This is a genomic window from Thermosynechococcus sp. OHK43 (assembly GCF_014466085.1).
Taxonomy (GTDB): Bacteria; Cyanobacteriota; Cyanobacteriia; order Thermosynechococcales; family Thermosynechococcaceae; genus Thermosynechococcus.
Genome location: NZ_JACOMP010000262.1, coordinates 1 through 16,806, shown reverse-complemented (window position 1 = coordinate 16,806; position 16,806 = coordinate 1). Strand labels below are relative to the sequence as shown.

At 53.3% G+C, this 16,806-nt stretch carries 19 protein-coding genes; 13 read left to right on the top strand and 6 right to left on the bottom strand.

Annotated features, from left to right (window positions below):
• On the bottom strand, positions 1-1,201 hold a 1,201-nt coding region (sufB, locus tag H8Q75_RS11385), incomplete at its 3' end, for a Fe-S cluster assembly protein SufB (protein ID WP_297041813.1).
• Between the two features lie 121 nt (positions 1,202-1,322).
• On the opposite strand from sufB, the gene sufR reads away from it, so the two are divergent.
• The 5 genes from sufR to aroQ all read left to right on the top strand — a co-directional run bounded on the left by sufR (position 1,323) and on the right by aroQ (position 3,999).
• A complete protein-coding gene (gene sufR / locus H8Q75_RS11380; RefSeq protein ID WP_024125378.1) occupies positions 1,323-1,982 on the top strand; it encodes an iron-sulfur cluster biosynthesis transcriptional regulator SufR in 660 nt (219 codons plus the stop codon).
• Position 1,983: 1 nt separating this feature from the next.
• Positions 1,984-2,862 carry an alpha/beta hydrolase gene (locus H8Q75_RS11375; protein WP_024125379.1) on the top strand — a complete coding sequence of 293 codons (879 nt, stop codon included), beginning with the start codon at positions 1,984-1,986 and terminating at the stop codon, positions 2,860-2,862.
• Between the two features lie 50 nt (positions 2,863-2,912).
• The gene (gene psb28, locus H8Q75_RS11370) at positions 2,913-3,245 is read left to right on the top strand and encodes a photosystem II reaction center protein Psb28 (RefSeq protein WP_024125380.1); all 333 of its coding nucleotides are present in this window, start codon (positions 2,913-2,915) and stop codon (positions 3,243-3,245) included.
• Between the two features lie 124 nt (positions 3,246-3,369).
• Positions 3,370-3,498: a hypothetical protein gene (locus H8Q75_RS11365; RefSeq protein ID WP_024125381.1), complete on the top strand. Its 129-nt coding sequence runs from the start codon at positions 3,370-3,372 to the stop codon at positions 3,496-3,498.
• Positions 3,499-3,546: 48 nt separating this feature from the next.
• On the top strand, positions 3,547-3,999 hold the full coding sequence (aroQ, locus tag H8Q75_RS11360) for a type II 3-dehydroquinate dehydratase (RefSeq protein ID WP_024125382.1): 453 nt from the start codon (positions 3,547-3,549) through the stop codon (positions 3,997-3,999).
• Here the strand turns inward: aroQ and H8Q75_RS11355 are convergent.
• The gene (locus H8Q75_RS11355) at positions 3,989-4,528 is read right to left on the bottom strand and encodes a YqeG family HAD IIIA-type phosphatase (protein WP_297041810.1); all 540 of its coding nucleotides are present in this window, start codon (positions 4,526-4,528) and stop codon (positions 3,989-3,991) included. The genes aroQ and H8Q75_RS11355 overlap by 11 nt on opposite strands.
• 154 nt (positions 4,529-4,682) lie before the next feature.
• On the opposite strand from H8Q75_RS11355, the gene H8Q75_RS11350 reads away from it, so the two are divergent.
• The 4 genes from H8Q75_RS11350 (at position 4,683) to H8Q75_RS11335 (ending at position 7,965) form a co-directional block, all read left to right on the top strand.
• Complete coding sequence (locus tag H8Q75_RS11350; protein WP_011056347.1) at positions 4,683-5,180, top strand: HNH endonuclease; 498 nt, start codon at positions 4,683-4,685, stop codon at positions 5,178-5,180.
• Positions 5,181-5,363: 183 nt separating this feature from the next.
• Positions 5,364-6,074, top strand: coding sequence for a Crp/Fnr family transcriptional regulator (locus H8Q75_RS11345; protein WP_024125385.1), 711 nt, complete (start codon positions 5,364-5,366; stop codon positions 6,072-6,074).
• A gap of 50 nt (positions 6,075-6,124) precedes the next feature.
• Positions 6,125-6,727: a hypothetical protein gene (locus H8Q75_RS11340; protein ID WP_024125386.1), complete on the top strand. Its 603-nt coding sequence runs from the start codon at positions 6,125-6,127 to the stop codon at positions 6,725-6,727.
• A 125-nt stretch (positions 6,728-6,852) separates the two neighbouring features.
• Complete coding sequence (locus H8Q75_RS11335; protein WP_024125387.1) at positions 6,853-7,965, top strand: RNA polymerase sigma factor, RpoD/SigA family; 1,113 nt, start codon at positions 6,853-6,855, stop codon at positions 7,963-7,965.
• Here H8Q75_RS11335 and ispE read toward each other — a convergent pair.
• Entirely contained in the window at positions 7,962-8,897 is a 936-nt protein-coding gene (gene ispE / locus H8Q75_RS11330) for a 4-(cytidine 5'-diphospho)-2-C-methyl-D-erythritol kinase (protein WP_297041806.1), read from the bottom strand. The genes H8Q75_RS11335 and ispE overlap by 4 nt on opposite strands.
• 82 nt (positions 8,898-8,979) lie before the next feature.
• On the opposite strand from ispE, the gene H8Q75_RS11325 reads away from it, so the two are divergent.
• On the top strand, positions 8,980-9,834 hold the full coding sequence (locus H8Q75_RS11325; RefSeq protein ID WP_297041803.1) for a metal ABC transporter permease: 855 nt from the start codon (positions 8,980-8,982) through the stop codon (positions 9,832-9,834).
• Here H8Q75_RS11325 and tsaD read toward each other — a convergent pair.
• Complete coding sequence (tsaD, locus tag H8Q75_RS11320) at positions 9,779-10,840, bottom strand: tRNA (adenosine(37)-N6)-threonylcarbamoyltransferase complex transferase subunit TsaD (protein WP_297041801.1); 1,062 nt, start codon at positions 10,838-10,840, stop codon at positions 9,779-9,781. The genes H8Q75_RS11325 and tsaD overlap by 56 nt on opposite strands.
• Before the next feature lie 215 nt (positions 10,841-11,055).
• Here tsaD and H8Q75_RS11315 point away from each other — a divergent pair, with 215 nt between their 5' ends.
• The 3 genes from H8Q75_RS11315 to H8Q75_RS11305 all read left to right on the top strand — a co-directional run bounded on the left by H8Q75_RS11315 (position 11,056) and on the right by H8Q75_RS11305 (position 13,661).
• Positions 11,056-11,493, top strand: a complete 438-nt coding sequence (locus tag H8Q75_RS11315; protein WP_024125391.1) for an Rrf2 family transcriptional regulator — start codon at positions 11,056-11,058, stop codon at positions 11,491-11,493.
• Between the two features lie 64 nt (positions 11,494-11,557).
• Positions 11,558-12,523 (top strand): cysteine synthase A, encoded by a 966-nt coding sequence (gene cysK, locus H8Q75_RS11310; protein ID WP_024125392.1) that lies wholly within the window; start codon positions 11,558-11,560, stop codon positions 12,521-12,523.
• Positions 12,524-13,121: 598 nt separating this feature from the next.
• Positions 13,122-13,661, top strand: a complete 540-nt coding sequence (locus tag H8Q75_RS11305; RefSeq protein WP_297041798.1) for a pentapeptide repeat-containing protein — start codon at positions 13,122-13,124, stop codon at positions 13,659-13,661.
• A gap of 8 nt (positions 13,662-13,669) precedes the next feature.
• On the opposite strand, the gene gltX is transcribed toward H8Q75_RS11305, so the two are convergent.
• Positions 13,670-15,127, bottom strand: a complete 1,458-nt coding sequence (gene gltX, locus H8Q75_RS11300; protein WP_024125394.1) for a glutamate--tRNA ligase — start codon at positions 15,125-15,127, stop codon at positions 13,670-13,672.
• A 58-nt stretch (positions 15,128-15,185) separates the two neighbouring features.
• A partial coding sequence (locus tag H8Q75_RS11295; RefSeq protein ID WP_297041797.1) for a TIGR00300 family protein occupies positions 15,186-16,806 on the bottom strand: 1,621 nt, incomplete at its 5' end.

The window sequence follows — 16,806 nt, the reverse complement described above, 5'->3', positions numbered from 1 at the left end:
TATTGGCGGCTGCGGTATCCCCAATGAGCAGCGAATCGCATTGGGAGTAGTTGCGTGCCCCTGTGGCCTTGGGGCCAATTTTCACGAGGCCGCGATAGCTATTTTGGGAGTGTCCTGCCGAAATGCCCTTGGAGACAATCCTGCTGCGGGTATTTTTCCCAATGTGGATCATCTTCGTGCCCGTGTCCGCCTGCTGGTAGTGATTGGTGAGGGCCACCGAGTAAAATTCACCCACGGAGTTATCCCCCACCAAGACACAACTGGGGTATTTCCAAGTAATGGCGGAACCCGTCTCCACCTGTGTCCAGGAGATCTTGGAATTGCGGCCAAGGCAGAGTCCCCGTTTTGTTACAAAGTTGTAAATGCCCCCCTTGCCATTTTCATCGCCGGCATACCAGTTTTGCACAGTGGAGTATTTGATTTCGGCATTGTCCAGAGCCACCAGCTCCACCACTGCCGCGTGGAGTTGATTGGTGTCAAACATGGGAGCAGTACAACCCTCAAGATAGCTCACATAGCTCCCCGCATCGGCAATGATCAGCGTGCGCTCAAACTGACCTGACTCACCGTTATTGATGCGGAAATAGGTGGATAGCTCCATTGGACAGCGGGTATTCTTGGGAATATAGACGAAGGAGCCATCGGAAAAAACGGCGGAGTTTAAGGCAGCATAGAAGTTATCGCCAATGGGAACAACACTGCCTAAGTATTTCTGCACCAACTCGGGATATTCCTGGAGGGCTTCAGAAATGGAGCAGAAAATGATCCCCTGCTTGGCCAGCTCCTCGCGGAACGTGGTGGCTACTGACACGCTATCGAAAATGGCATCTACGGCCACATTGGTGAGCCGCTTTTGCTCTGAAAGGGGAATCCCCAGTTTTTCAAAGGTTTCCAGCAGGACAGGATCTACTTCATCCAAGCTTTTTAGCTTTTCCTTCTGTTTTGGCGCTGAGTAATAGACAATGTCTTGATAGTTGATGGGGGGATAGCTCACCCGTGGCCATCTGGGCTCGCTCATCTTCAGCCATTGGCGATAGGCACGCAGGCGAAACTCCAGCATGAACTCTGGCTCGTTTTTCTTGGCGGAGATGAGGCGAATAATGTCCTCGTTGAGACCCTTGGGAATGGTTTCCGTCTCAATTGGGGTAACAAAGCCGTATTTATAGGGCTGATTGACGAGGGATTGTACCGTTGCCGACATCGAGTGTTCTCTTGGGTGAAGGAATGGTCAAAACTTAGAGTATATTAAGCAACGAGGTGGTTGCTTTATCTCTAGGACTAATTTAGCAACAAAACGGTTGTTTTAGTCAAGGGGGCGTTGCGTGACGCTCACATCGGATACTAAACAGGACATCTTACACTGCCTTCTCCGCGACGGTCACCTCAGTGCTCAGGAGTTGGCGGCTCAACTGGCAATTAGTCCGCAGGCGGTGCGCCGGCATCTCAAGGATTTAGAGGCGGAGCAACTGGTGACCTATGAAGTCCTGTCGGGTACGGTGGGACGTCCCCAATACCGTTACACGATTAGCGAGGCGGGACGGGAAGAACTGCGGCAACTGCAACTGCGCCAACAGTCCACTCATCCCAAGGGTTTTGCCCTTGAACTCTTGGAATCCGTAGCAGCAACCCTTGGTCCAGAGCAGATGCAGGATGTATTGCAGGCAGCTTGGCAACGCAAGGCACTGGCCTATCGCGAGCAAATGGGGAGCGGCACCTTGGCGGAACGCTTGGCGCGGCTGGTGGCACTGCGGCAACAGGAAGGTTATATGGCAGAGTTTTACCCCGTGAGTGAGCCTACAGGTGCCTATTTGTTTACGGAGTACAATTGTGCGATTTCCGCCGTTGCTCAATCTTTTCCCACAGTCTGTCATCATGAGTTAGAGATGTTTGCGATCGCCCTAGGGGATTGTGCTGTCGAGCGCACCCATTGGCTGGTGGATGGTGAACATCGTTGCGGTTACCTCATCCGTCCCTTGAAGTAGCATGGCTTTTTGTCCACCTACCTTTGTCCAGCAGAGCCTCACCACAGCAATGGGCCGTATGGTCTATTACACCCCCAGCGATCGCTACTGGGGGCCAGTGCCATCGCGACCTCCCCTTGTCTTTCTCCACAGCTTGGGGGGTGGCTCTAGCCACTATGAATGGTCCCAGGTGTATCCTGCCTTTGCACCCCATTACCGCGTCATTGCCCCGGATCTCATTGGTTGGGGGGAATCCGACCATCCTGCCCGCGACTACACCAGCAGCGACTACTGGTTAATGATTGCGGAACTGCTGCGAATGCTGGGAACGCCCGTTACCGTTGTCGCCTCCTCCTTGACGGCAGGGATTGTTGTGCGGTTGGCGATTCAGCAACCCCATCTCTTTAAGTGTTTGTGTCTGGTCTGCCCCAGTGGGTTCAATGACTTTGGCGAAAATCAAGGACAGGCGATCGCCAATGCCCTCCTGGGTGTACCAATCCTTGATCGCCTTATTTACACCCTTGCTGCCGCTAACCCCTTGGCGGTGCGCAACTTCCTCACCCAATTTATTTTTGCTGATTCCCAACGGCTGCGCTCGGAAACCGTTGAAGCCTACCTGGATGCCGCCTGTCGTCCCAATGCCGAATGGGCAGCTCTGGCTACCCTGAAGGGAAATCTCTCCTTTGATCTCAGTCAGTATTTACCCCAGTTAACCATCCCCACCGTAATTCTCTGGGGAGAAAAGGCAAAGCTCACGCCCCTCTCCCTTGGTGAGCGACTCTACGCCACCGCCCGCGATCGCCTGCAACCGTTTCGAGTGATCCCCGAAGCAGGGGTCTTGCCCCATCTGGAGCAACCCGAATGGGTGATTTACAGCCTGCGGCGCGATTTGTTGGTTTGAGCTGTCCCCGCTACAGGTATCCTAGAAGTATTGCTTGAAGTGTTGATGCAATGGCAGAAATTCAATTTATCCGTGGCGTTGATGAAGAAGTCGTTCCCAATGTGCGTTTGACGCGGGCACGGGATGGCAGCAGTGGTCAGGCCATCTTTTACTTCGACAATCCCAAAGTCGTCCAAGAGGGTAATCTGGAGATCACCGGGATGTACATGGTGGACGAAGAAGGGGAAATTGTGACCCGTGATGTCAATGCTAAGTTCATTAACGGCCAGCCCGTTGCCATTGAGGCCACCTACACCATGCGCAGCCCCCAGGAGTGGGATCGCTTTATTCGCTTTATGGATCGCTATGCCGCTAGCCATGGCCTTGGCTTCCAGAAGTCTTAGCAGTCTCAAATTGATCGGGTGCCGATTCAAAAGGATTGTGCTAGCTTAAAATTACGATGCTTTTTTGTCTTTATTCAGGAGGCAAGGCATCTGCAAATCCTATAGCGATACAGTAGGGATATCAATGGATTATCTAGAGAGCCTGCTTGACACCCTCAAATCGTGGTTAAAAAAACTATTGGAACTTCTAGGGGGCGCCGAACCTACCCCCGAGCTGGAGCCGATTCCGATTCCCGTGCGCGATCGCCAGTAAAGCAACGGCCCTAAACAGAATTGAGTCGCCTGAACGGTTAGGTGAAGCTTGACCTTTCATATTCTGGTGCTTCATGGCCCCAACTTGAACCTGTTAGGGCAGCGGGAGCCGGGAATCTATGGGACTGTAACACTCGCGAGCATCAACCAATCCTTGGAAGCCTTGGCCCAGGAGTTAGGGGTAACTATTGCGTGCCTGCAGTCCAATCATGAAGGGGTCTTAGTAGATGCTATTCAGGGGGCTAGGGGACGTGCCCAAGGCATCTTAATTAACCCCGCAGCCTATACCCACACCAGCGTTGCTTTGCGAGATGCAATTGCTGCGGTTGCCCTACCAACCGTTGAGGTTCACCTGAGTAACATTCATCAACGGGAAGCATTTCGCCATCATTCCTACATTGCCCCGGTGGCGATCGGTCAAATTGCTGGCTTTGGTGCCGACAGTTATCTTTTGGGGCTGCGGGCACTGGTGAATTATTTACAGCAAAAGGCTAATTCTTAGCAGGGGGCGCGATCGCCAGCGGCGTTCCCAACTGTCGTGCTAGCCAAAACTCCACATTGCGTATCCAGGATTTAGCATCAAGGGGCTTGACAAAAAAGGGTTGCACCAAAATCGTGAACATCCCCAAGCGATTGCCCGCAAGAATATCCGTAAACAGGCGATCGCCCACCATGGCCACCTGATGGTAAGGTAAATTCATGGCTTCCACGGCCTGACAAATCTTACGCCGAGAGGGCTTACCCGCCCCCGCCAAAAAGGGTAACTCCACCTGCTGGGCAATACGTTCAATGCGGCGGTGGTTCAAGTTATTGCTCACTAACCAGATTGGCATTTGATGCTTGATCTCCAGGAGCCACGCCAGAATTTTTGGCGGCAGATTGACCTCCCACGTGGGAAGGAGCGTATCATCTACATCCAGCACCATGCCTCGCAGGTGATATTTTGCCAACAGAGTGGGGTGCAACTGTTCAATTGTGGTTTCAAGAATTAAATCCGGTTGCAGCAGTGCTGCCAGAGACCCAGTGGCCATTGAAAATGCAAGTAGTGAATAAGAGGCTTCTGACAGCCTATCACGATTTTAGGGAAGGGTGGGAACGCCAAAAATCTTCTCCGGTGTTACTTCAAGAATAAAAAATATGCTGCGAATATGCTAGCATTTGAGAGAATGCCGCGTGTCAACGGATATGGCGAAGGTTCTGGTACTCAATGCCTCCTATGAACCACTCAATATTACGAGTTGGCAGCGAGCAGTTGTCCTTTTAATCAAGGGCAAGGCAGAACAAGTCGAGCACAATGGCAAGATGGTTTACAACAATTTCCCCTTGCCGACCGTTATTCGCCTGCGGCATTACGTCGTTACTCCCTACAAAGAAATTCCCCTCACCCGCCGTAATATCTTGCATCGAGATGGTCACTCCTGCCAGTACTGTGGCTACACTGGTGATGAATTGACCCTTGATCATGTTATTCCTAAGTCGCGCGGTGGCGGTGAAACGTGGGAAAATATTGTGACTGCCTGTGTTCGCTGTAACGTCAAAAAAGGGAATCGCACCCCCAAAGAAGCGAATATGCCCCTACGGCAAACACCCCGCCGCCCCATTAGTAGTTTGTACTTTGAGGTAACAAAACACGTGCGCACGGGTACTCACCAGGAGTGGCGCAAATACGTCATCGGTGCCTAGTCTTAGCTGTGGGATTAACGCTGGGGCGAAAATTTAAGATGTCCCTTCTTGAACAGGTTACCGATACTTGGGGGAATCCTCTGGGGCTAATAAGGTAACCCTTAAGCGCAGCTGGGGGCGATCGCGTATTCTAGGATCGGAGAGGAGAACCTTTTACCTTGGGAAATTCAAACTCAGGTCGTTATGTCAGGTATTGAGATAGAAAACTTTAGTCAACTCTTTCCGCTTTTTGGTGCCAGTTCCCAAGAGGCGCTTTCCTCGATGCTCTCAGTGGCCTGGCATAACACCTACCCGGCAGGGCGTGCCATTCTCATTGAAGATGCATGGGGCAACGCGGTTTACTTTATCCTTTCAGGCTGGGTAAAGGTGCGACACCTGCTGGCCAATGGAGATTTCCTGACGCTGGCGATTCTGGGGCCAGGGGATTTTTTTGGCGAAATGGCGATTCTTGACCAGTCTCCCCGCTCAACGGATGTGGTGGCGCTGTGTGCCGCGGAAGTTCTGTCGGTGCCGGCGCAAAAATTTGTCCATCTCCTGCGCCACGACCCAGACCTACACTATCGGATGCTGCAATTGATGGCACAACGACTACGCCTGACCAATGCGCGCATTGAACTGCTGCACAAACCGCCTGCCGTCAAACTTGCCCATGTCTTGGTGAATTTGGCGCGGCGCTATGGTCAACCGCTGGGGGGTAATGCCAACACCGCTGTCATTTTCAATGTGCCCATCAAGGATTTAGCGGATGTAGCCAACATTAGCCCTGATGAGGCACAGCAACTGCTGGATAAAATGGTGGCGAAAAACTGGATCAAAATTGAGGCTGCCAAGCAACAACTACAAATTCTCAATTTGCCGCAGCTAGAGCAATTAGCACAGCAAGGGCTGAGTTAAAGCTCTGTTGCCTTGTTGAGGGGCAGTGACCTCGCCTAGGATAGCAATAGTTGCAAGCTATTTCTGCTATGGCGATCGCCCCCAACCTCTACGAGCACACCTTGGTTCGTTACACGGATCCGCTGCATGCGACAGAACTTTTGCGGCAATATCGCCCGTACCTCGAAATGATTCCCAGTATGCGGCGACCTCAAGAAAGTTTAATTCCAATTCCGCTTCCGATCGCCCATATTCAGATTCCTGCGGCCACAACGACCAACCAACGTCCCCAGGTGAAGTCGGTGATAGTGCCCTGTGATTTGGTCTTTGTCATGTGCGATCCCGAGTGGAAAGTGAAAACTGACATTGAACTGCTGGTCTTTATTCATCGGCCGGGGGAAAGCTTTACAGAACTGCTGACCCGCTGGCGCCAATCCCAAGTGCTCCTCAGTCGTAGTTATAGCTGGGATATGCCCTTGCCGCATCGGGATGTCTTTAGTGAGGGCGCTAATCGTCAATTTCCCCTCTTTGTTCTCTTTCAAGACACCCTCGCCGTAATCAAGCGCGGTCTCAAAGCGGCCCGTTTGCCCTACGTGATTGATACCACGATTCTCAAGGAGCAGCCGTCTTCAGGCACAAAGCTCATGACCGGTTCATCAGAAAGTACACAATAGGTTCATCGATATAGGTTGATCGATATCACAACCTCAGCACCGGATGCATCACTGCCGCCTCCTTCGCCAAGAACAGAGAATACCACTATCGAGCTGAATTCTCGATGCTGTAGTTGAGTTGTTCTATGGTGGCTCTCCCCATTCAACCCTTGTCCGACCGTCCATTGACAACGGATTTAGTGCGGCAGTATTTGCAGGAAATTGGCCGTGTGCCCTTGCTCACCCCTAGCCAAGAACTGCGCCTTGCCCAACAGGTTCAGCAGTACCAAGCCCTGCTCGCAGTGCGAGAGCAGGCCGATGATCCCCAGATCAAACGCTATGTAGTGGCTATTACGGAGCGCGATCGCCTGCAGCGGCAGTTGGGGCGTCCCCTAAGCCGTGCCCAATGGGCTGCGCGACTCAAGATGAGTGTGGCTGAATTGCAAGCCTGTGTGCAGGCGGGGCGTCAAGCTTGGGCAAAGGCAGCGAATATTACGCTAACTGAACTTCAGCACATTGAGCGTCAAGGACAGCGGGCAAAAACCCAACTGCTGCAAGCCAACCTGCGCTTGGTTGTGAATATTGCCAAAAAATATCAACATCGCGGCGTGGAATTTTTAGATTTGATCCAAGAGGGGAGTTTGGGTCTAGAACGTGCCGTTGAAAAATTTGATCCGACCAAGGGATTTCGCTTTAGCACCTATGCCTATTGGTGGATTCGCCAAAGTATCACCCGTGCCGTTGCTAGCCAAAGCCGTACAATCCGCCTACCCATTCACATGGTGGAAAAGCTCAATAAAATTAAGCGTGCCCAACGGCGTCTTGCAGCTCAACAGGGAGGGATGCCCAGTCTGGCAGACATTGCCCAAGAACTGAATCTTGAGGTGTCGCAGGTACGGGAGGTGCTGATGGCCGTTCCCAAATCCGTGGCCTTAGAACAGCGGGTTGGTGCCGACCAAGAAACAGAATTGCAGGAGTTGATTGAATCCACTGCCCCTACCCCCGATGAGGTGATCATGCGCGAATCCCTACGTACCACTTTGAAGCAACTGCTGAGGGATCTATCCCCCCGTGAGCGCCAAGTGATGGAACTGCGTTATGGCCTAGGGGAACAGCCTGCCCTTGAGATGGCGGAAATTGCGGTACTGCTGGGACTGAGTCGGGAGCGGATTCGCCAAATTGAGCACCGCGCCCTGCAAAAATTGCGGCAACCCCAACGGCGGCAGGCAATTCAAGACTATCTGGAGGAGTTTGCCTAGGACGTCTCCAACTGAATGCCGTGGGGACAGCACTCACATACCCATAGGTCCAGGTCGGGGTCTGGGAGGGCGCGCCGTACCCGCTGCATGATTCTGTAGCCCTCATCGGCAGAGGGCGCTAGGGCAAAAACCGTTGGCCCGGACCCCGACATCATGCTGGCGATCGCGCCCGTAGCAAGGAATTGCTCCTTTAACTCTGCCACCAAGGGATAGCGGGGCAACACAACTTTCTCTAAATCATTACGGAGGTTGGCGGCCAACTGGGCGATATCACACTGCTGAATGGCCTGTAACAGGATTGCGGATCCCCCCTCTTGGCGGGCTTTTTCCTGCTCACTGGGGGTTTGGGCATAGGTGGCGGCAAATTCCTGCCGATAGGTTTGATAGGCCCAAGGGGTAGCCACACTCAGGGAGCGATACTTCCCTAGAATCACAGTTAATCCCTGTAAATCCGCCAGGGGCGTCAACTGTTCACCGCGCCCTAAAGCCAAGGCGGTACCCCCCTGCAGACAAAAGGGAACATCGGCCCCCAATTGCGCTGCCAAGGTTTGCAATTCCGCTTGCGTAAGCCCCAACTGCCACAGCAGATCTAGGCCCACGAGTACTGCTGCTGCATTGGTTGACCCGCCCGCCAAGCCCGCCCCCAGAGGAATCCGTTTTTCAATGAAAATTTCAACACCATCGCGATCGGGAAAATGCTGCTGGAGCAATGCCGCGGCTTTATAGGCGAGATTGCGTTGATCGCAGGGAACAGCGGGGTTTGTGCAATGAACCTTAATCTCGCGATCGCGCCGAGGGATGAGTTCAATGCGATCCATAAGGGAAACCGCCTGCATGACCATTACCAGCTCGTGGTAACCACTACCATCCAAACAGTTGCCAATAATTTGTAAAAAGAGATTAATTTTGGCAGGCGCCAGCAGACGATACACGTAACCCCATCCTCACAACCACCTCGTTCAATAGCATATTATTCTTCTATTACTGTTTGGCAGGCTCCAACTAGAAGTCCCTATGGTGTTGGAACGCATGATTGAACTGTTGCAGTTGCCCTTTATGCAGCGAGCACTGTGGGCAGGGATCTTTACGGGAGGGATGGCGGGTGCCCTCGGTAGCTTTACCATCCTGCGGCAGCTGTCCTTTTTTAGTGATGCTTTGGGGCATTCGGCGCTCCTGGGAATTAGTCTAGGGATTATTCTGGGGCTGAATCCGTCGGTGATGTTGCTGCCCTTTGCGGTGGTTTTTGCCCTCGGCGTCACCTATTTGCTTGAGCATGCCCGGCTGTGGACCGATGCCCTCTTAAATATCCTCTATTCAGGATCGTTGGCGCTAGCGGTGGTGCTGCTCAGTTTGAGCGATCGCTACCAAGGGGGGGTGAATAACCTACTGTTTGGCGATATTTTGGCGGTGCGCCCAGCCGATCTGGTGATGAGTGGAACACTCTGCACCCTTGTTGGCATTTTCATCCTGCTCACGTTACGGGTGCAATTGTTAATCACGGTGAATGAGGCCTTGGCAGTGGCCCAGGGGGCGGCAGTGAGAACGCAGCGTTTGCTCTTTATTACCCTATTAGCCTTGGTGGTGGCAGTCTCCATTAAAACAGTAGGAGTCCTCCTGATCAGTGCCTTTGTCGTCATTCCCGCCTGTGGTGCCCGCCTTTGGAGTCGGCAATTTTCGCAGTACGTGGTTTTGGCAGCCCTAGTGGGGGTGGGCAGTGCCATTGTTGGCATGCTCGTGTCAGCAGGAATGAATTGGCCTTCTGGGCCGAGTATTGTTGTTTGTCAACTGGTGTTCTTTTTAATCTCAATTGCACTTAACTCACTGCCAAGGGCGTGGGTCCATAGAGGGCAGAAATCTCCAACAAGCTGAGGCGTGAACGCGCCGTTAAGTCTAAGGGGGAGCGATCGCCCCGCTGGAAATGGTCGACCGCCGCACAGCCAATCATTGCCGCATTATCAGTACACAGCCGCAGGGGCGGAAAAATTAACCGTAGTCCCAAGGGTTCAGCAGCCGCAGTGAGGTGTTGTCGCAGGCCAGAATTTGCCGCGACTCCTCCCCCAATGGCTAGGGTTTTGAAGCCATGATCCACCGCTGCCGCGATCGCCCGCTTGGTCAAGGCCTGTGCCACAGCCTTCTGAAAACTGGCCGCAAGGTCAGCCACCGGCAACTCAGTATGGGTTTGACGTAGCTCCTCCACCAGCCGTGCCACTGCGGTTTTCAGTCCACTAAAACTGGAATCGTAGGGATGCACCTTGCCCTCTGGAAGGCGGATATTTCCCTCTGGTAGATCAAAAGCCTCTGGATTCCCCTGCTGTGCCCAGCGATCGAGCACTGGTCCCCCCGGATACCCCAAGCCCATTAGCCGTGCCACCTTATCGTAGGCTTCACCTGCTGCATCATCCCGTGTTTGCCCCAAAAGCTGGTACTCGCCACAGCCATAAACGCCAATGAGACTGGTATGCCCACCAGAAACCAAAAGGCACAGAAATGGTGGTTCAAGGGTTGGGTCCGCTAAGTAGGAGGCATAGAGGTGGCCTTCAAGGTGGTGAATTCCCAAGAGAGGTTTTTGGTGCACAAGGGCAAGGGTTTTGGCGGCCGTAACCCCAATGAGCAGCGACCCTACCAATCCGGGGGCACAGGTGACGGCAATGGCATCAATGGCAGACCAATTGCAACCGGCCTCACTGATTGCTGTTGTGATGACCGCATTGATGTTTTCCAAATGGGCACGGGAGGCCACTTCCGGCACCACACCGCCAAAGGGTTGATGGGCACGCACTTGGGAGGCAATCACATTACTTTCGATGGCGCGATCGCGCACTACGGCAGCAGCCGTTTCATCGCAACTGGTTTCAATGGCCAGAATTCTTACCATCGAGCAGACTTGGGCATCAACCTAGAGCCTCTCTTAAATCTAACCTATTTTTTAAATAAACTTGTTGAAGGGCGTTTTCTCAATGCAGTGAATTCTTGCGGTTTCAACCCGCGCTATGGTGAAGATTCCTAAGAATCTCCTAAATCCCGATCAAGAAGTAGGATATACTATAGATTGGGCAATCTGCTCAGTGTCGTGCGTGGGCCAAATGTCTTGTGGAACTGTCTGCCAAAAGTGAGTACGCCCTCTTGGCGCTCTTGGAAATGTCAGCGGCCTATGAACAGGCGGAGCCGCTACAAATTCGCCAAATTGCTGCCATGCACAACATTCCCGATCGCTACCTGGAGCAGCTGATGGCAACCCTCCGCCGCAAGGGTCTCATTCGCAGTCAGCGGGGTGCGCGGGGTGGCTACTTGCTGGCAAAAGCACCTTGGCAAATCTCAATTTTAGACGTGCTCAACTGTATTGAGGGGATCGAGTCCAAGCTGGCGCAAAAGCCGCCCGACAACGGTGATCTAGAACGTAGCCTGATCCGCTCAGTGTGGCTTGAGGCCTGGGCAGCGGCCAATGATGTCTTGAAAAAGCACACCCTTCAGGATTTGTGCGATCGCCGGCAGGCCTACCAGCAAGTGGATGTCATGTACTACATCTAGGCTGGGACTGGCATTCATCGGATTTTCCTAACCTTTTTGCCTTGAATTGGAGATTGATACCCCCATGAATATTGCCCCCGATATTACTGCCCTCATTGGTCGGACGCCCCTCGTACGCCTGAACCGCATTCCCCAAGCGGAGGGCTGCGTTGCAGAAATTGTCGTCAAGCTAGAGAGCATGAATCCTGCGGCCTCGGTGAAGGATCGCATTGGCCTAAGTATGATTCAAGAAGCAGAAGCAGCGGGTCTTATTACCCCGGGTAAAACGGTTTTGGTGGAGCCGACATCGGGAAATACCGGGATTGCCTTGGCAATGGTAGCAGCCGCAAAGGGCTATCGGCTGATTCTCACCATGCCAGAAACCATGAGTGCAGAGCGCCGAGCCATGCTGCGTGCCTATGGAGCAGAGCTGGATTTGACCCCCGGCACCGAGGGGATGAGTGGCGCCATTCGTCGTGCTGAAGAGATTGCCGCCTCCCTTGAAGATGCTTTTATGTTGCAACAGTTTAAAAATCCCGCCAATCCAAAGATTCACCGTGAAACCACTGCGCTCGAAATTTGGCAAGATACGGACGGCCAAGTCGATATTTTGGTGGCTGGCGTTGGTACGGGGGGCACGATTACGGGGGTAGCAGAAGTGATCAAAGCAAAGAAGCCTACCTTTCAGGCGATCGCCGTCGAACCCAGCAATAGTCCCGTTCTCTCAGGAGGCAAACCGGGACCCCACAAAATTCAAGGCATTGGTGCTGGCTTTGTACCCCCCGTTCTCAAACGAGAACTCATTGATGAAGTCATCCCTGTCTCCGACGATCAAGCCATCCATTTTGGTCGCCGCTTAGCCCGTGAAGAAGGCCTCCTCTCCGGTATTTCCAGTGGCGCTGCCCTTTGTGCTGCCATTCAGGTGGCTCAACGTCCTGAAAATGCCGGTAAGTTAATTGTCATGGTGCAGCCGAGTTTTGGCGAACGCTACTTGACCACCCCCCTCTTCCAAGATGCCCTGCCCTTAGTACCAAGCTACTTGCAAAGTTAGGCACAATTGCGTTCACAGTCCCAGGGCGTCACAATCTCCCTTGAACACCAAATTGGCGTTTGGGAAGCTGGGCCATCGAGCAGCCTAGCCGAGGAAAAGCTACATCTCCCCCTGGGATATGGCCTTGGGAGATCATTGAGAGATATACCATGACCGAACCGCTATGACTGAGCCAGCGACTCGCTTTGAACTCAGTCAAGTCTTGGATGTCATCGAAGGGATAAATCGACATGCCGGCTATGCACACGCCACTATCCAAGCCATTGATCAAAAGCTAGATCTTCCCATTGCCGCCACAACAGAGCTTTCAACCTCATGGATGAAAAGCGCAAGGGGTTGGAGGACAAAATTGATGCTGTGGAAGCCAACCTAGAGCAGTCGATTCATGCCGTAGAGTGCACCTAGCAGGAGAGCGCTAAGCGCCAGACAGGAACCAATGTCCGCTTGTGGCGTTTCTTGGTAACGCTGGCACTGCTGGCAAAATGATTATGATTACTTATGATGACTCTTTGATTGGCCCGCGTTTTAACGGTCTGTGCAGCTCCTTATCTAGAATAGAGGATTGCAAAAGTCATCAGAACAGTCACTAACAGTAGTAATGCAAGGCTTAACAAAACCCCATTTTTTAGTGAAACTACGAGCAGGGGTATTCTCCCTAGCTCTTTTTTCATTAGTTGTACCAGCGGTTGCCAACGCTGAAAATCCTGCCCATGTGCGACAACTTTTGCAAACGCGCCAATGTCCCAACTGTGATCTGCGGGGCGCGAACCTAATGGATGCCAATTTGTTTAAGGCGAACTTAGCAGGTGCCAATTTGGAGGGGGCCTATCTGGCGGGTGCGAATCTCTTTGGTGCCAATTTGGAAAGAGCAAACTTGAACCGTGCCAGTCTATACCTAGCAATTTTGGTCAATGCCAATTTGGCAGGAGCACAACTGGTGGGAACACGCCTCACCCTCAGCAACCTTGTCAATGCCAACCTCAGCGGTGCCAATCTGGAGAATGCGGTCATGAAAGGGGCAAATATGATTGATGCGAATTTGACGGCTGCAAACCTGAAGGGAGCCGATCTCGATCGCGCCAACTTGAGTGGGGCTAATTTAAGCCAAACAATCTTCGATCGCCCCCCCAACCCCTAAGAAAACCCCTAAGAAGTCCTTTGTGCCTGCTTGAGGGCGGCCGCAAGTCGCGGTTGATCCCAGCCCCGCTGGTGGAGAATTTGCCATGTGGCCATTAGATCAGGACCATGGACAGCACCGGTGAGGGCCGCCCGTAGGGTTCGCATTGTTGCTCCCTTTTTCACCCCTGCGGCTTTGGTGGCCTGTTGAATCAATTGTTGTCCCATCTCCACAGTGAGGGTTGGCTCTGAGGGTAAATGCTCTAGTAGGTCGGCCAAAATGGTTGCACTTTGGGGCTGGCCCAGTTGGGCCATTGCTTCGGAATCAAAGGTGACGCTGGGTATAAAGAAAACGGCCCCTTGATCAATGGCCTCCTTAAGGGTGTTGAGCCCGGGTTGCAGGAGTTGGGCAAGGTCAAACAACCAAGGGCGATCGCGCTCCTGATCAAAGGCATAGCCTGCCCCCTGCCACAGGGGAATGAGTTCCGCCAAAAATTCTTCTGGCTCTAGTTGCTGAATGTACTGGCGATTGAGCCAATTGAGCTTGTCCCAGTCAAAGCGGGCGCCTGCTTTGTTAATCCGCTCAAAACTAAAGTGCTTCGCCGCCAGATCAAGGGTAAAGAGTTCCCCCATCCCTTCGGGGGGTGACCAACCCAAAAGCGTCATGTAGTTGGCCAAAGCAGGGGCTAAATACCCCATGGCCCGAAAGTCAGAAATGGAGGTAACCCCATCCCGCTTTGAGAGTTTTTGCCCTGCTGAGTTGAGAATTAAGGGAGTATGGGCAAAGTTGGGGGGCGTGGCTCCAAGGGCTTCGTAGAGCAAAATTTGTTTTGGTGTGTTACCAATGTGATCTTCACCGCGAATGACATCGGTAATGCCCATGGCAATGTCATCCACCACAACCACCAAATTATAGAGGGGATAGCCAATTTCACCCCGGGGCGCTGCCCGTGCAATGACCATATCGCCACCGAGATCAGCCCCCTGCCAACTGACTCGACCGCGCACCAAGTCCTGCCACTCAATCTGGCGATCGTCCTCAATTTTGAATCGAATTACGGGGGTTCGTCCTGCTGCATCAAAGGCGGCTTGCTCCTCTGGGGTCAAATGGCGGTGACGGTTGTCGTAGCGAGGTGCCTGTCCCTTGGCTTTTTGTTCGGCTCGCAGGGCGTCCAGTTCTTCGGGGGTGCAGTAGCAGTAGTAGGCTAGTCCCTTGTCCAAGAGGGTTTGAATCGCTTGGCGGTACAGATCAAGGCGATCGCTCTGGAAATAGGGGCCTTCATCCCAGGTCAGCCCCAGCCATTGCAAGCCCTCCAGGATATTCTCGGTGTACTCAGGCCGAGACCGCTCGCGATCGGTATCCTCAATCCGCAGAATGAACTTCCCTCCCCGGTGGCGGGCATAGAGCCAGTTGAATACAGCGGTACGGGCAGTCCCAATGTGCAGATTTCCGGTCGGACTCGGCGCTAAACGAACACGAACTGTCACTGCTGACCTCGAATACAAAAATCGCCCTTTCGATCCTACCGCATTGGTTACAGGCCTTCTAGGCAAGGGTATAGGGGCGATGCAGCCGCTCCAACTGCTGCACCATCAGGCTGAGGAACAGTCCCACATCCGTGACTACCCCCACGGATTCCACAGAACCCCGATCCGCCAGTTTGGTTACGACCGCTGGGTTAATATCCACACAGACTAACTTCACCCCAGCAGGGGTCATATTGCCAACCCCAATGGAGTGCAGCATCGACGCCAGCATCAAAATCATGTTTGCGCCCCGAATTAGGCGAGCATACTCCCGCTGCGCCACAATTAAATCCATGAGGGTATCGGGCAGGGGGCCATCATCGCGGATTGACCCCGCCAGGACAAAGGGCACATTATTTTTGACACACTCATACATCACGCCACTGGTGAGAATGCCCTGAGCCACAGCGTTGGCAATACTGCCACAGCGACGAATGGTATTGATCACTTTCAGGTGGTGACGGTGACCGCCCCGCACAGGGACACCCCGCTGCATATCCACCCCCAAGGAGGTACCCATGATGGCCTGCTCCATATCGTGCACAGCGATCGCGTTGCCGCCGAGGAGTCCTTGGACATAGCCTTCACGGATGAGCTTGGCTAAATGCTCACCCCCACCCGTGTGAATAACCACTGGCCCAGCCACCACAATTGCTTTGCCTCCCTGATCGCGGATGCGCCGCAGTTCCCAAGCAATCTGTTCCACCACCAGTTCGACGCGGCGTTCACTGGAGACCCCTGATCCCATGAATGTGAACTCTTGGTTGTTGCGCTGGCTTTCCGTTTTCCGAACCGTGCGGATGCCTTCGACGCCCACGACGACGCGATCGCCCACCTGCAAATCCCGCAGAATGCGACACTCCGCCACCGTGCCTTCTGGGGTTGAGCGCACCACAATCGCCCCATCCATGCGTTGGTTTTGAACCCGAATCCACTCGCCCCCAACCCGCACCTCTGTGGGGTAAATCGTTGTCACATAGAAGTCATCCGGGGCAACCCCCGCTTGGGTAACGGTTTCGAGGTTCGCATCGCAGACCTCCGAGGGCGGCAAAATCGCACCGAGGCTGATCAACTGTGCCATGATCGCATCCATGACCTCGGCATCGGGGGCCATGACTCGAATATCCGCTTGGGAAGGACTTTGCCGCTGCTCGCCAAGGTTAAATTGTAGGACTTGGAAACTGCCCCCATTTTCGACAATTGTGTCAAGGACACGGTTCATAAGACCAGAGTCGAGGAGGTGTCCCTCCAGATGAACGACCCGATTGGGAATGGTGGCGGGTGCATGGAGTTCTTCACGCACCGGTTCACTCACCCGCAACGTCAAACACTTAGCCGCACCTCCTGCCTTAAGAAATTCCGTTAGGGGCGTCTCCACCACCTCAAAGCCCCTTTGGGCAAGGGCGGACTTCAATTCTTGGCTGGCACAGTTGAGAATCACCGTGCGATCAATATTGACGGCATTGCAGGCAAAGTTAACCGCATCAGTCTCTTGAACGGCAATTCGTTTATCCGCCGGTACCCGTAGTTCAATGAGACGGTTGGAATAGGCATCAAACGCGGGAGGATAGTAAAGTAAGTAGCCATCGGTCAGCGGACAAAAACATGTGTCAAGGTGATAGAAGCGCTCATCCATCAAT